Source organism: Halalkalibacillus halophilus DSM 18494 (assembly GCF_000423105.1).
Classification (GTDB): Bacteria; Bacillota; Bacilli; order Bacillales; family Alkalibacillaceae; genus Halalkalibacillus; species Halalkalibacillus halophilus.
This window is the reverse complement of record NZ_AUHI01000005.1, coordinates 125,483-139,858: the sequence shown is the minus strand read 5'-3', so window position 1 is coordinate 139,858 and position 14,376 is coordinate 125,483. Positions and strand designations below refer to the sequence as shown.

18 protein-coding genes are annotated in these 14,376 nt (G+C 35.4%); 10 read left to right on the top strand and 8 right to left on the bottom strand.

What is annotated here, in order from left to right; translation table 11 throughout:
* The first annotated feature begins 105 nt into the window (after window positions 1-105).
* The 6 genes from mltG (at window position 106) to G532_RS0103280 (ending at window position 4,685) form a co-directional block, all read left to right on the top strand.
* Entirely contained in the window at window positions 106-1,251 is a 1,146-nt protein-coding gene (gene mltG, locus G532_RS0103305) for an endolytic transglycosylase MltG (RefSeq protein ID WP_027963516.1), read from the top strand.
* Window positions 1,252-1,319: 68 nt separating this feature from the next.
* Window positions 1,320-1,982, top strand: a complete 663-nt coding sequence (locus G532_RS0103300) for an O-methyltransferase (RefSeq protein WP_169513892.1) — start codon at window positions 1,320-1,322, stop codon at window positions 1,980-1,982.
* 29 nt (window positions 1,983-2,011) lie between these two features.
* Window positions 2,012-2,647: a uridine kinase gene (gene udk, locus G532_RS0103295; protein WP_027963514.1), complete on the top strand. Its 636-nt coding sequence runs from the start codon at window positions 2,012-2,014 to the stop codon at window positions 2,645-2,647.
* A gap of 58 nt (window positions 2,648-2,705) precedes the next feature.
* A complete protein-coding gene (greA, locus tag G532_RS0103290) occupies window positions 2,706-3,182 on the top strand; it encodes a transcription elongation factor GreA (RefSeq protein WP_027963513.1) in 477 nt (158 codons plus the stop codon).
* A gap of 75 nt (window positions 3,183-3,257) precedes the next feature.
* A complete protein-coding gene (locus G532_RS0103285; RefSeq protein ID WP_027963512.1) occupies window positions 3,258-3,971 on the top strand; it encodes a YrrS family protein in 714 nt (237 codons plus the stop codon).
* Between the two features lie 24 nt (window positions 3,972-3,995).
* Window positions 3,996-4,685 (top strand): 5'-methylthioadenosine/adenosylhomocysteine nucleosidase, encoded by a 690-nt coding sequence (locus G532_RS0103280; protein WP_027963511.1) that lies wholly within the window; start codon window positions 3,996-3,998, stop codon window positions 4,683-4,685.
* A 38-nt stretch (window positions 4,686-4,723) separates the two neighbouring features.
* On the opposite strand, the gene sigK is transcribed toward G532_RS0103280, so the two are convergent.
* The 8 genes from sigK to sda form a co-directional block, all read right to left on the bottom strand.
* Window positions 4,724-5,437: an RNA polymerase sporulation sigma factor SigK gene (gene sigK / locus G532_RS0103275; RefSeq protein WP_051189036.1), complete on the bottom strand. Its 714-nt coding sequence runs from the start codon at window positions 5,435-5,437 to the stop codon at window positions 4,724-4,726.
* A 179-nt stretch (window positions 5,438-5,616) separates the two neighbouring features.
* Window positions 5,617-5,955: a monovalent cation/H(+) antiporter subunit G gene (gene mnhG / locus G532_RS0103270; RefSeq protein WP_027963509.1), complete on the bottom strand. Its 339-nt coding sequence runs from the start codon at window positions 5,953-5,955 to the stop codon at window positions 5,617-5,619.
* Entirely contained in the window at window positions 5,936-6,241 is a 306-nt protein-coding gene (locus G532_RS0103265; protein ID WP_027963508.1) for a monovalent cation/H+ antiporter complex subunit F, read from the bottom strand. Before G532_RS0103265 ends, mnhG begins: the two co-directional genes overlap by 20 nt.
* Entirely contained in the window at window positions 6,241-6,717 is a 477-nt protein-coding gene (locus tag G532_RS0103260) for a Na+/H+ antiporter subunit E (RefSeq protein WP_027963507.1), read from the bottom strand. Before G532_RS0103260 ends, G532_RS0103265 begins: the two co-directional genes overlap by 1 nt.
* 6 nt (window positions 6,718-6,723) lie before the next feature.
* Window positions 6,724-8,205 carry a Na+/H+ antiporter subunit D gene (locus G532_RS0103255; RefSeq protein WP_027963506.1) on the bottom strand — a complete coding sequence of 494 codons (1,482 nt, stop codon included), beginning with the start codon at window positions 8,203-8,205 and terminating at the stop codon, window positions 6,724-6,726.
* Window positions 8,198-8,536: a Na(+)/H(+) antiporter subunit C gene (locus G532_RS0103250; RefSeq protein WP_027963505.1), complete on the bottom strand. Its 339-nt coding sequence runs from the start codon at window positions 8,534-8,536 to the stop codon at window positions 8,198-8,200. Before G532_RS0103250 ends, G532_RS0103255 begins: the two co-directional genes overlap by 8 nt.
* A complete protein-coding gene (locus G532_RS0103245) occupies window positions 8,537-10,867 on the bottom strand; it encodes a Na+/H+ antiporter subunit A (protein WP_027963504.1) in 2,331 nt (776 codons plus the stop codon). It abuts the gene before it with no gap.
* A gap of 156 nt (window positions 10,868-11,023) precedes the next feature.
* The gene (gene sda, locus G532_RS14660) at window positions 11,024-11,164 is read right to left on the bottom strand and encodes a sporulation histidine kinase inhibitor Sda (protein WP_035512470.1); all 141 of its coding nucleotides are present in this window, start codon (window positions 11,162-11,164) and stop codon (window positions 11,024-11,026) included.
* Window positions 11,165-11,605: 441 nt separating this feature from the next.
* On the opposite strand from sda, the gene G532_RS0103235 reads away from it, so the two are divergent.
* From G532_RS0103235 to yhbY, 4 genes are read left to right on the top strand one after another with little or no spacing between them, the layout of a single operon-like run.
* The gene (locus tag G532_RS0103235) at window positions 11,606-12,121 is read left to right on the top strand and encodes a YqeG family HAD IIIA-type phosphatase (RefSeq protein ID WP_027963503.1); all 516 of its coding nucleotides are present in this window, start codon (window positions 11,606-11,608) and stop codon (window positions 12,119-12,121) included.
* Between the two features lies 1 nt (window position 12,122).
* On the top strand, window positions 12,123-13,226 hold the full coding sequence (gene yqeH / locus G532_RS0103230) for a ribosome biogenesis GTPase YqeH (protein ID WP_027963502.1): 1,104 nt from the start codon (window positions 12,123-12,125) through the stop codon (window positions 13,224-13,226).
* A 15-nt stretch (window positions 13,227-13,241) separates the two neighbouring features.
* On the top strand, window positions 13,242-14,030 hold the full coding sequence (gene aroE, locus G532_RS14655; RefSeq protein ID WP_051189035.1) for a shikimate dehydrogenase: 789 nt from the start codon (window positions 13,242-13,244) through the stop codon (window positions 14,028-14,030).
* 47 nt (window positions 14,031-14,077) lie between these two features.
* On the top strand, window positions 14,078-14,368 hold the full coding sequence (gene yhbY, locus G532_RS0103220) for a ribosome assembly RNA-binding protein YhbY (RefSeq protein ID WP_027963501.1): 291 nt from the start codon (window positions 14,078-14,080) through the stop codon (window positions 14,366-14,368).
* The last annotated feature ends 8 nt before the right edge of the window (window positions 14,369-14,376 follow it).

Here is a 14,376-nt window from a genome sequence, read left to right as displayed (position 1 = left end):
TTTTCCTCTTTAGTCGTTCATTGTTTTTACTAAATATATAGAAATATGTCGGGTTTTATTTTATACTTAACTGTAGTTTGAGTCGTTGTTAGAGGGGGAAATAGTTTGCCGAGTTCAAAAGAAGAGAAGTATTCATGGAAAAGGCGACGGATAAAAGAAGCTAGTCTGGCAAGAAAAATAATACTAATTGTTCTTTTAGTGTTAATTATAACTATTGGAATTGGGGCGTACCTAGTATATAACTACATAGAAGAAGGTTTAAGTCCTAAAGATCCTGATAATGATACATTAATCGAGGTTGAAATACCATTAGGTTCTAATGCAGAAGATATTGGTGAAATTTTAGAAGAAAATGAAGTAATAAACAATGCTACTTTGTTTAGGTACTATGTTAGCTTTAATAATGAGTCTGGGTTCCAAGCTGGCGAACATCAATTTGCTCAAAGTATGGAGTTCGATGAAATTATTGAATCATTAAAAACAGGACGAATTATGGTAGAACCAGATTTCACTGTTACCATTCCAGAGGGTGTGGGTGTGGAACAAATCGCTAGTATAATGGGTGAACAAACATCTATAGATGGAGAAGAATTCATGGAACAAATGCAGGACCTTGAATACATCGAATCTTTAATTGAGCTTTATCCTAACTTATTGTCTGAAGAAATATTGGAAGAAGATGTGCGATATCCTTTAGAAGGCTATTTATATGCTATAACTTACTCTTTCTATGAAGATGAACAATCCGTTAATCAAATCATAGAAATGATGTTACAAGAAACAGAGCGACAAATAGAACCATATCGTGAAGTTATCAACGAGCATGATTTTACTATTCATGAAGCAATTACCATGGCCTCGCTTATTGAAATGGAAGCTGTTGGTGAGGAAGACCGTTATACGATTTCTGGAGTATTTGAGAACCGTTTAAACGGAGATTCCGAAATGAGGTTACAAACGGATCCTACTGTCATCTATGCAATGGATGAAGATCGTGAACGACTGTTTAACGAAGACTATGAATATGAACATCCATATAGTACTTATACGAATGATGGATTGCCACCAGGACCAATAGCTAACTTTAGAGATAATGCTCTTGATGCGGCATTAAATCCTGAAGAGCATAATTATCTTTATTTTGTTGCTTCCTACGAGGGTGAAGTTTTCTATGCTGAAGAGTACGAAGAACATTTAGCTAATATTGAAGAACATCGACCAAATCGAGAAGACCCAGAAGAAGTAGAATAAGTATTTAAAGGTTTTGGGGTGCGTGTCTAATTCGCATTCCTTCCTTTTTTTATGTTAGAATAAACCAGTTGAAAATAGCTTTCTCCAAGGAAGTGAATGAAGTGAATAATAAAGATTATATTAATCAACTCCACCAAACTAACCATCCTCTACTTATAGAGATGGAAGAGTATGCAAAAGTAAACAAAGTGCCCATCATGGAGCGCGATGGCATAGAATTATTAAAACAGGTTATAAAAATACATCAACCAACGAATATTCTTGAAATAGGTACTGCGATTGGATATTCTGCTATACAAATGGCTCAAGCATATGATAGAGTTCGTATAGAAACTTTAGAAATAGATGAAAATCGGGTTCAAGAGGCTACTAATTATATCTTTAACGCAGAACTTCAAGATCGTATTCAAGTCTTACATGAAGATGCAAGTGTATGGCTGAAAAATAGTACCAGACATGAATTTTATGATCTTATTTTTATTGATGCTGCCAAAGGACAATATAAGTTTTATGTGGAGCAAGCAATGAAAGTGTTGAAACCTGGTGGCGTTATAGTGATTGATAATGTATTGTTTAAAGGTTTTGTGGCTGATCCATCTGAGGCTTCTAGTCGAATGTCTAATATAGCTAAGAAGATTGATCATTTTAATCAATGGCTAATGAAAGATAATCGTCTAGAAACAACGTATATAGATGCAGGGGATGGCGTTGCAATTGCTATAAAACGATAGCTTTTAAGAACGAAGGGAGAACTGAGAAAGTGGAAGATCGACCGATTATTATTGGTGTTGCTGGTGGCACCGGATCAGGGAAGACAACTGTAACACGAACGATTTGTGAAGAGTTTGAAAATACGTCTATTCTGATGGTGGAACAAGACGCATATTATAAAGATCAATCACACTTACCAATGGAAGAGCGGTTGAAAACGAATTATGACCACCCGTTAGCGTTTGATAACGACTTATTAATGGCACATTTACAACAGTTATTACAACGTCAAACCGTTGAAAAACCAATATACGATTATGAAATGCATACTCGTTCAAGTAAAACAGTAGAAATAAAACCAAAAGATGTTATTATTTTAGAAGGAATTTTAGTTCTAGAAGACGAAAGATTACGTAACATGATGGATATTAAAGTGTATGTTGATACAGACGCTGACATCCGAATTATTCGCAGGATGATGCGAGATATTGAGGAACGTGGAAGAACCTTTGAATCAGTGATGGAACAATATATAAATGTCGTAAGGCCAATGCATCTACAGTTTGTAGAACCAAATAAAAAATTTGCTGACATTATTATTCCTGAAGGTGGTCAAAATCACGTAGCAATAGATTTGCTTGCAACGAAAATTAAAAGCATAGTTGAAAAACAGACTAACTTTTAGCATATACACAATCATGTACAGAATATAATACAGAGAATTTATTAAAGGAGTGTACTTCATGGCAGAAGAGAAAAACTTTTACATGACAGAAGATGGGAAACAGAAATTAGAACAGGAATTAGAGGATTTAAAAATTACAAAGCGTCCAGAAGTAGTGGAAAGAATTAAAGTAGCAAGAAGCTTTGGTGATCTTTCTGAGAACTCGGAGTACGATGCTGCTAAAGACGAGCAGGCTTTCGTCGAGTCACGTATTTCTCAATTAGAAAACATGATCCGTTATGCTGTGATCATTGAAAATGATAATAGTAATACAGATGTGGTTGATTTAGGAAAAACAGTTCGCTTCGCAGAGATTCCTGATGGAGATGAAGAAGAATATCAGATCGTAGGTAGTGCAGAAGCAGACCCGTTAGAAGGAAGAATTTCAAATGATTCACCGATGGCTAAAAGTTTAATAGGCAAAAGAATTGGTGATAAAGTAATGGTTCAAACTCCTGGTGGAGAATTCCAAGTGGAAATAGTTGAAGTTAAATAATGATTCGTTTGTCCTACACATCTATGTGTGGGACTTTCTTAAACAAATTTATCTTGAACATGGAGGTTTACTAATATGGACGAGCATTCAAGCAGTAATTTCAGTCGATCAGAACGTTTTGAAAAAAGACGTAAGAATACTAAAATGCTTAACTTTTTAATCGGTTTAGGGGCAGTTTTGATTGTCGTTTTTTTAATCTTTTTCTTTGTTGGTGGCGGGGAAGATGATGTCGCAGATCAAGATGAAGAAACATCAGATGACACCACTGAAGAATCTACTTCCGATGAAGAAGTAGAGGAGAACGAGGAGACAGACACAGAGACGAATGAACAAAATGGTACGGATGAATCCACTGAAGAATCTGATTCCAGCGAGGGCAATGAAGAAGAGGAAGAGGATCCTTCACGTGAAGAATCCGAAGACTCAGATGAAGAATCAAACGATATGTCAGAAGATGTGGATTCAGTTGACGAAAGCAATGTTGAAAATGTTGTGAATGGTAGCTGGGACCCGATTGGCACAGATCAGAGTGAGCCTCATACGATTAATTTTAATGAAGGTAGTCAAGATCGTATAGAAATGGAAGAAGCTACATTATATGCGACAGATTTGTCAGCTGATAATGTGATTTTTTGGAGATTAGAAAGTGGAGGAATTCCGGATCGGGTAGTCGCTACTGTAACTGATTCCTCCCAGAATGAAATATATCGAGTATATTTATTCTGGATAGAAAATGAAGGTTGGCAACCTCAACGAGTAGAAGAGTTATATGAAAACGATCGACGATAACAACAACCTTAATGGAGGCGCATGATGAAATACGGTATTATAGGTGCTATGCAACAGGAAGTGCAATGGCTTCTTTCCCAAATTAATGTCACGAATGAAGTAACGATTGCAAATTGTAGATTTTATGAAGGTACGTTTGCAGGGAAAGAAGTCGTTCTATTACAATCAGGGATCGGTAAGGTAAATGCAGCTATGTCCACTACCATCCTACATGAACAGTTCCAACCAGATTATATTATTAACACTGGCTCCTCGGGTGGTACGGACCCTGATTTAAATGTAGGAGATATTGTCATTGGAGAACAAACTATTTATCATGATGCTGATGCTAGAGGCTTTGGTTACGAGTATGGTCAAATTCCTCAAATGCCTTTGCACTATTTTTCAGATGGTGATTTAATTCAAAAGGCAGAACAGGTAAAAAGTGTCCTACCACCTGATATTCAAGTGGTAAAGGGATTAATTGGAACTGGCGATTCATTTATGTCTGAAATAGATCGTGTAGAACAGGTAAAATCACTTTTAATTGGTGTCAAAGCATTAGAAATGGAAGCAACTGCAATAGCACAAGTCTGTTTTCAGTATAAAACGCCTTGTTTAATCATACGTTCACTTTCAGATATAGCAGGTAAAGAATCTAATATCTCATTTGAACAATATTTAGAAAAAGCTGCAAAAAACAGCGCTTCGTTTATTTTAGAAATGTTAAAGTAAATATATTAAAACCCAATTTATTTAAAATGAATTGGGTTTTATTTTGAATGTTTATTTTGTTCTTCTCTGTAAAACGCATGAAGCATTTTCATTAAAGCTCTTTTTTCAATTCTAGATACATAACTCCTAGAGATTTTTAATTCTTTTGCAATCTCTCGTTGAGTATATTCTTTATACTCTCCTAATCCATACCTCTTCACAATAACTTCTCTTTCTCGTTCGTCTAATAGATGAATAAACTGGAAAGCTTTTTGTATTTCAAGCTTTGTTTGGATTCTTTCTGTTAAATCAATTTCTTCCTCTTTTAATACATCCATTAAACTAATTTCATTTCCCTCTTTATCGTGTCCAATCGGATCTTGTAAAGAGATGTCTTTGTTACTTTTTTTCGTTGATCTTAAAAACATCAATATTTCGTTGTCTATGCATCTAGCGACATAAGTGGCTAGTTTGGTACCTTTACCTACTGAAAAGCTTTCTACCCCTTTTATAAGTCCAATGGTACCTATTGAAATCAAATCCTCTTGTTCCTCTTTATTATTTTCATATTTTTTTGCAATGTGAGCTACTAAACGTAAATTATGTTCTATTAATTTATTACGAGCATCTAAATCCCCTTTAGCTAATTGTTCTAAATAATAAGCTTCATCTTCTTTGGATAATGGTTGGGGAAAGGCGTTACCTTTAATATAAGCGAAAAACAAATATGGGTGACTACAGATCAACGCAACGAGCTTCATGAATGCAAGCATATGGATTCCTCCCGTGAAATTAGGTAATGGCCTATTTTTAAGTGTATGGGAGAAATCCTCGAAATGTGCCTGTCTTAATAGAATATATTTATTACTATTAAATTAGAAATTAAGCCAGATTTCGAGCGTAAAAAAACACCTGAACGAATGGATTGCATTCCATCGTTCAGGTGTTTTGGTTAATTCTTTTTTAAATCTTTACTCAAGTGGTCCTTTTCGGATCTTTCCCACAAATCGACTCCTGAGTTATAAGCTGCTCGAGAAATCATATGTCCACTAATAGGAGCTGTGATTAAAACAAACAAAATACCTAATAGTAGTTTTCCACTAATAATCCCTTGGTCAAAGAACAAGTAGATAAATGACCCGAGAAGTACACAGGCGACACCAAGTGTTGCTGCTTTTGTAGCAGCATGCAACCGAGTGTACACATCAGGAAAACGCAGGATGCCTAAAGAACCTGAAATTGAAAAGAAGGTGCCTAATAACAACAGTATACTAATCAGAATTTCGATCAATGATAACACCCTTTTCTAAGAATTTCGCAATTGCGATCGTTCCTATGAACAATAGGATCCCAATAACTAATACGACATCATTTAATTTGTTTGTTTGTAAGTCAATAGCGGTGATTCCGACAAGCGCCATCATATTAATACCTATTGCATCTAGTGCAGTTGCTCGGTCAGGATTCGTAGGTCCAATGACTGCACGAATGACAATCAAGAGTATGGAAAAAGCTATTCCGATATAGGCAACCCACACAGCGATCTGAAGGAAATTATCTCCAAATTGTTCTAGCATTAGCGAGTCACCTCCAAGATCGCTTTTTCAAACGTATTTTTAATATCGTTAATTTGAGCTTCCACATCTGGTAAATCCATAGCATGAATGTACAATGTTCGGTTGTCATCTCCAACAGCTACCGTTAAGGTACCAGGTGTTAAAGATATCAAATTACTTAAAAGCGATAATTCCCAATCACTTTTTAATTCAGTAGGAAGTTTAAAAATACCAGGCTCCATTGTCATTTTAGGTTTATACACTAAAGCAATAATAGCGAACGTGGAAAATATTAATTCTCTTAAGAAAATGAAATTGAGTTTAATTAATTTATAGACACGTACAATATAATATTTACCCGGAAGGAACCTTCTTAGGAAAAATAATAAGATGGCACCGATCATTAAACCTTTTACAAACGCGACAAAATCATACGTTTCACTGAGAAACATCCACATAAATGCAATTAGTACGTTAAAAATTATTTGTATAGCCATCAATCACTACTCCTTTAAGACAGAATCAATATATTCTGTTCTGTCCATTAGCATATTTGCGATTGTCTCAATGTGAGGATAAACTGCTTCTGCCCCTATACCTAAGAAAACAGAGATCGAAACAAGGATAGCTGCTGGTATGGTCAGATTTCTAACTTTCTTACGATTGGTCGTAATCCCCTCTTGCACTTCACCCCAGAAACCTCTGATGAAGATTCGCATCATAGAGAAAAGGATCAGCAAACTAGAAAGTAAAGCAATAATTACTACGAGAAACTCTTCTTGTTGAAGCCCACCTTGTAATAATAAAAGCTTACCTATGAATCCACTGAATGGAGGAATTCCTGCTAATACAAGAGAAGCAATAAAGAACAACCATCCTAATAGAGGGAACTTTTGAATTACTCCACTCATCTTCCTCAGGTCAGAGGTTCCTGCAGCTACAACGAGTGCACCAATTAGGAAGAATAACGCCCCTTTAATTACCATGTCGTGCATAAGGTAATATACAGACCCAGCAAGAGAAGTTTCCGTATACAATCCAATTCCCATCAGAATGAAACCTATTGCAGGAATAATATTGTAAGTGATGATTAACTTAACATTATTCGTAGATAAAGCTCCAATTACTCCAAATACCATCGTTAATACCGCTAGCCACAGGAATATCTGGTGTGTAATCCCTGTGTCGTGTACAAAGATTAGGGTGAATACACGCATGATTGAGTAAATTCCAACCTTTGTTAGTAATGCACCAAAAAGTGCTGATACTACTGGGTTTGGTACGGCATATGAATTTGGTAGCCAATAGTATAAAGGGAAAACAGCAGCTTTAACAGCAAATACGAAGAATAATACAATCCCCACTGTAGTAAGTATACCTTGCTGATCAACAGATTCAATTCTTTCCGCTAGTTGAGCAAAATTAACCGTTCCAGTTATCGCATAGATAAAAGCAACTGAAATGACAAAAAGCATAGAAGAAAATAAGTTAAACAGTACATATTTGAGAGATTCTCTCAGCTGAACTTTTCCATTCCCTAATATAATTAAGCCGTAAGAGGCAATTAATAATACTTCGAAAAATACGAATAAGTTAAACAGGTCGCCGGTCATAAAAGCACCAGCTACACCTGATACTAATAAAAAGAAAAAAGTGTAGAAATAAAAGCGTTCTTGTTGCTCATCTAAGGACGATGGAGCATAAAATACTGCCGCAGTACTCACTATATAAGTGGTGGTTACTAAAAGCATGGATAAGGGATCTGCTACTATCGAAATTCCGAAAGGAGCATCCCATCCACCAGACTGCATAACAATGGTTCCATTTGAAAATACATACCACGTAAGGTAAGCACTAATAATCGTGAAAATAACTGATAAAATCATAGACACTGGACGGACAATATTTAGTTTATTAGGAAAGAACGCAACGAGTGCACTTGCGATTAATGGCAAGACAATCGGTAAAATCATTAAGTTAGTCATGTTCATTACCTCGCAATTCTTCCATATTGTCTGTTTTGTTTAAAGTGTACGTTCGATATGCTAATACCAACAAAAAGCTAGTCACACCAAAGCTAATAACGATTGCCGTTAGTATTAAGGCCTGTGGTAGCGGGTCTGCATATTGGGTAACACCATCTTCTAGTACGGGAGGGGCACCACGTTTTAATTTTGACATGGTTAGTAAATATAAGTGTGCCCCGTGTGAAACTAATACGGTTCCTACTACAATTCGTAATAATTGTTTTTGAAGTAAGTTATATACACCTATTGCAAATAAAATAGATGCAAGAACAGTCATAATTATTTCCATCTATTTCGCCCCCTTATCACGGCGAAGTTTAATCATGGCATAGATTCCTAAAGCTGCTCCAAATAACACAGCAACCTCAAATAAGGTATCAATTCCACGAAAGTCGACTAAAATGACATTGACAGCATTATATCCGCCGCCAAGCTCAGAACTATTTTCAATAAAATAATCAGATATGGAGTCGAAAGAGCGGCTATTATAAGCGCTAATACCGATTACCATCATTAATAAACCGACACCGCTTGAAATTGCAATATTAATTGTTTTATGAGTAATTGATTGTTTCGCCTTCTCAAGATTCGGAAGGTGATAAAAACAAAGCATGAATAGTGTTACTGTAACTGTTTCTACAATTAGTTGAGTCAAAGCCAAATCAGGTGCTCTGTATAAAACAAATAAAATCGCTAACCCAAAACCAATAACACCAACAACTAAAATCATTCCGATGCGGTTATGAGTAAAGATTGTAGCAACTGCTGCTACAGTCATAATAATTGCTACAATAACCTCAACTGTTGTAATAGGAGCAACATCATTAACCTCGAAATTAGCACCGCCAGTTAATATTAATACGGTCGTGGTGATTAGGAATATCGCACTTAGTAATAAAGCCATATACAGTCTAAGAGATCCTGTCATATATCTAGAAGTGATCGCATTTGATCCAGTTTCTAGCTTTTCAACTCCCCAATCATAGACTCTATTAAAGCTTAATGTGCCAGGGAAAACTCTGTAAACTCCGTCCCACTTTGGTTTAAAGATGTAAAGGAGCGCACCAACAACGACAACTGCGATAGACATATAAAAAGCAGGTACTAAGCCATGCCAGAAATAAATGTCTCGATTATTCTCTGCCCCTGTAACAGCGTCTGCCGCATGTGTAATTAAACCTTGGTTAAAGAAACCAGGGAATAATGCAATAGTAATAACACCAATTACTAGAATGAATGGTGCAAGTAACATAAGTTTAGGTGCTTCATGTGGTTCTTGAGGAACCTTTTCTTTTTGGTATTCTCCTCTGAATGTACCGAAGAAAAGATACATAGAGTAAACAAAAGTAAAGATACTACCAACTACTGCTAAGATCGGGATTAATATTACTAAGAAATCACTGAATCCGCCATAACCAGCGTTAGCAAGTGTTGCTTCAAAGAACATTTCTTTACTAAAGAAACCGTTTAAAAATGGAAGTGGAACACCAGCCATAGAAAATGTTCCAAATAGGGCTAACGTTGCCGATATTGGCATGAATGTCATTAACCCACCGAGGTTTCGAATATCTCTCGTACCGGTTTCATGATCAACAATACCAGCAACCATGAATAAACTTCCTTTAAACGTAGCATGGTTTAAAATGTGAAAAACAGCTGCAAACAGTGCAATTTCTGTTCCAAAACCAAGCATAGCCATAATCATACCTAGTTGGCTGATTGTCGAGTATGCAAGAATCCCTTTCAGATCTGTTTGGCGAACGGCCATAAAAGAACCCCATGCTAGGGTTACGATTCCAAATAAGCTTAGGAAAATAAAGAAATTCGGTTCTCCTGCGAAAATAGGAGAAAACCTTGCCATTAAATAGATTCCAGCCTTAACCATTGTTGCTGAGTGTAAGTAAGCACTAACTGGAGTAGGAGCTTCCATTGCATCAGGCAACCATATATGAAATGGAAACTGTGCAGATTTGGTAAAAGCTCCGAGTAATAAGAAAGTTAAAATTAATGGTAAATAACTGCTTTCTAATATTACGTCGGACTGTGAAACCATCTCTCTAATACTAGTTGTGCCTGTAACAATAGTTAAAAGAATTAGTCCACCAAGCAAGCTAAGTCCACCGAAGACGGTGATTAACATAGATTTCAACGCACCATATCTTGATTTTTGGCGATGATGCCAATAACCAATCAATAAGAAAGATGAAATGGAGGTAAACTCCCAGAATGTATAAAGAACAAATACGTTATCTGATAAGACGACACCTAACATTGCGAACATAAAAATATATAAGTAAGTGTAGAAATGCCCAAGCTGCTCTTTATTATTTAAGTAGTAAATGGAATAGAAAACTACTAACGCCCCAATTCCGCTTATTAATAGCGCAAATAGTAAGCTAAGACCATCTAAATAAAAGCTTAAGCTAATGTCCAGTGAAGGAATCCAATCAACCGAATAGGCTTGCGGTTCAAAATTGGGACCAGCAAATTGAACAAAATAAATAAAAACTGCCACCGGCACAGGCAAGATTAGCCAACCAGTATGTACTTTTTCTTTCCATCTACTTAAGAATGGTATAAGTATGGCAATTATTAAGGGTGCGAATATTGCAAAGATCATTCTTGTTCATCCTTTCAAAAAAATAAACCCATATAAATACTACTTCATTATAACGATAAAATTATTGGTTTGAAAAGAAATACTCTGCACATAAATAAAAAAAAAACTGACACAGATAAACTGTGCCAGTTACTTATATATAGGAAGAAACTCAAATTATGAAGATTCTTTGAAATGTTCTATTATGCCCCTTTTTTCGAGTTCTATTTCAAATAATTGGATGAAATCTTCGTTAAGTTGCATTTTCTTCGCCTTTTTATAAGATTCAATTAATAGCTCATTACTTAAAGTGTCCATATCTTCGACTCGAAGTTCGAGTTCGCACCTCCAACACAAATTAAGTTTAACTTGTGTTAAGATTATCACTATTGTTAATAAAAAAACAAGTTGGATAACATGTGAATAACTTGTTTATAACCTGTGTTTATTCATAAATGGAAGTTTGAAATCAGTTGATATAATAGCTTTCTTTCTGTGGATTGAATTATCCACAAGTTCGAAAGGTGAAGTAATTTGTCGAACGAAATCTGCTTCATATTAGGCATATTTACTGAATAGTAGGTGTAACAAACGAGTTGATTCTTCATGTCTAACCGTTGTGGAATTTGTATAGTGAGGCGAAGCTGGTCGTTTAAAATTTACCTTTTCTCCTTCGTTTTAGTGTGAATTCCTTTGAAACGTAGTTGTTTATTGTATATTATTGAAGATAGTCAGTTTTTAAAATATGAGGTGAATGAAGTGTTTAGTAAATTTTTACCGAATGATCACGTAGATACTGTCTTCAAATTATCTCCTGAGTTTTTGAAAGAACGTGGAATCAAAGGGGTCATTACGGATTTAGATAATACACTAGTGGCTTGGGACCGCAAAGACGCTACGCCAGAGGTAATTGCGTGGTTTAAAGAATTAAAAGAAGCAGGAATTAAGGTTACGATTATGTCCAATAATAGTAAATCGCGCGTCGCATATTTCTCTGATCCTTTAGAAATTTATTTTATTTCTAAGGCTAGAAAACCTATGCAAACTGCATTTAGAAGAGCAAAAAAAGAGATGGAATTAAATAACGATGAAATTGTAGTGGTTGGGGATCAGTTATTAACTGATGTTTTTGGCGGTAATAGAGCCAAACTTCACACTGTTTTAGTAGTGCCTATCGTAAAGACTGATGGTTTTTTTACTAAGTTTAACCGTCAAATAGAAAGAAGATTAATGGAATATTTCCGTAAAAAAGGAAAGTTAACATGGGAGGAATAGTATGGAAGTGATTCATTGCCAAGGTTGTGGTGTTAAGATTCAAACAACTGATGAGAATGCAATTGGATATGCACCACCTGCGGCACTAAGTAGAGAAGATGTAATTTGTAAAAGGTGTTTTCGCCTCCGTCATTATAATGAAGTTCAAGATGTAGACCTTACTGCGGATGATTATTTAAAAATGTTACAGAGTATTGAAAAAGAAAAAGGTCTAGTTCTAAACGTAGTTGATCTATTTGATGTTCAAGGTAGTTTAATTAAAAGTTTACACCGTTTTGTAGGAGATAATCCTGTAGTCTTAGTAGGTAATAAAGTTGACTTGCTACCTCATTCTGTAAACTTAAATAAAGTAAAGCAGTGGATGAAAAAAACAGCTAAAGATTTTGGGTTGACTGTAAAAGATGTTTATTTAGTCAGTTCTACTTCTGGAGTTGGGATGGACGAAACCGCTTTTGAGATTGAACGCTTACGTAATGGTAAAGACGTTTATGTAGTGGGTTGTACAAATGTTGGTAAATCCACTTTTATCAATTACCTCATAAATAAAAGTATAGAGCAGCAGAACGTCATTACTACTTCTTACTTTCCAGGTACAACATTAGGTTTCATTGATATTCCTTTAGATGAAAATTCATCTATGATTGATACACCTGGGATAATTAATAAGAGTCAAATCTCACATTATTTATCGGAGAAGGACCTTAAAGAGATTACCCCGAAAAAGGAAATTAAACCAATCGTATTTCAATTAGATCAGGAACAAACTGTGTTTATTGGCGGATTAGCTAGAATAGACATTACAAAATCTGATAAACGAGAAGGGATTATTTTTCATTTCGCAAATAACCTTCATTTACACCGAACGAAAACAGATAAAGCCGACTTATTATATGATCAGCACCTTGGGGAATTGTTATCACCCCCTACAGAAGAATCATTAGATACTTTACCAGAATTAACTTCACACACGTTTAAATTAACAGGTGGTAAAAAAGATATTGTCTTTTCTGGATTAGGTTGGATTACAGTGCCTGATAGAGAGATTACTATTACTGCCTATGCACCCAAAGGAATAGAAATTATTGTCCGTGATGCAATTATATAAAAGGGGACAAGAGATATGTATTTTTTTGGATTAATCGGAAACCCAGTAAAGCACTCCAAATCGCCAGAGCTACACCAATCCTTTTTAAATAAATTAGGTTTAACAGGTGAGTACCATCTATTTGAAATAATGCCTCATGAAATATTAGAAACGATTGAATATATGAAAGAGAATAACTATTCTGGCTTTAATGTTACTGCCCCTTATAAGTCAGAGATTATTCCATATTTAGATGTGCTTGACCAAGCTGCAATAGAGATGAATGCAGTTAATACAGTTAAACTAACAGAAGGTAAATTAATTGGGTATAATACGGATGGACAAGGGTATATTGCTTCTTTACAGAAGGAATATCCAGAGTTTGTTGATCAGGCACGAGAAAAAAGAGTTTTAATTATTGGAGCCGGTGGTGCTGCTAGAGCGCTTGTTTATGCACTCACTCAACACCAGTGGGGGAGTTTAGACCTTGCAAATCGAACACAATCAAATGCAGATCATATGGCACAGCGTTTTAACATAGATAATGTTTTGTCTTTAGATGAAGCTTCAAAAAAGTTAAACGAGTACGATTTAATTATACAAACAACTACAGTAGGTATGGGTGAAAGAAGTTCTGAAGAGGTCATAAATTTAGATAGCTTATCTTCAAAAACGATTGCCAGTGAATTAATCTATTTTCCGAAATGGACTAATTTTTTACAAAAAGCTTACCAGAAAAATTGTAGATTATTATTTGGTGAATCCATGCTATGGCATCAAGCTGCAATTGCTTTTGAAATTTGGACAGAAGAAAAAGTATATTAATGATAAAGGTTATTATTAACACAGCTTAAATGAAAAGAGGGTACACATTGCTAACAGGAAAACAAAAAAGATATTTAAGAAAAGAAGCGCACCATTTAAACCCAATTTTTCAAATCGGAAAAAGTGGTGTGAATGAAAATATGGTTGTGCAGATTTCTGAAGCATTGGAAAAGAGAGAGTTAATCAAAGTAAGTATTCTACAAAATTCTATGGAAGATAAAAACGAAGCAGCATCAATGATCAGCCAGAAGACAAATGCACATATTGTGCAAGTAATTGGAAACATTATTGTGTTGTATCGTGAATCTAGAGAGAATAAAGAAATAAATCTACCATAGAAAGAGGT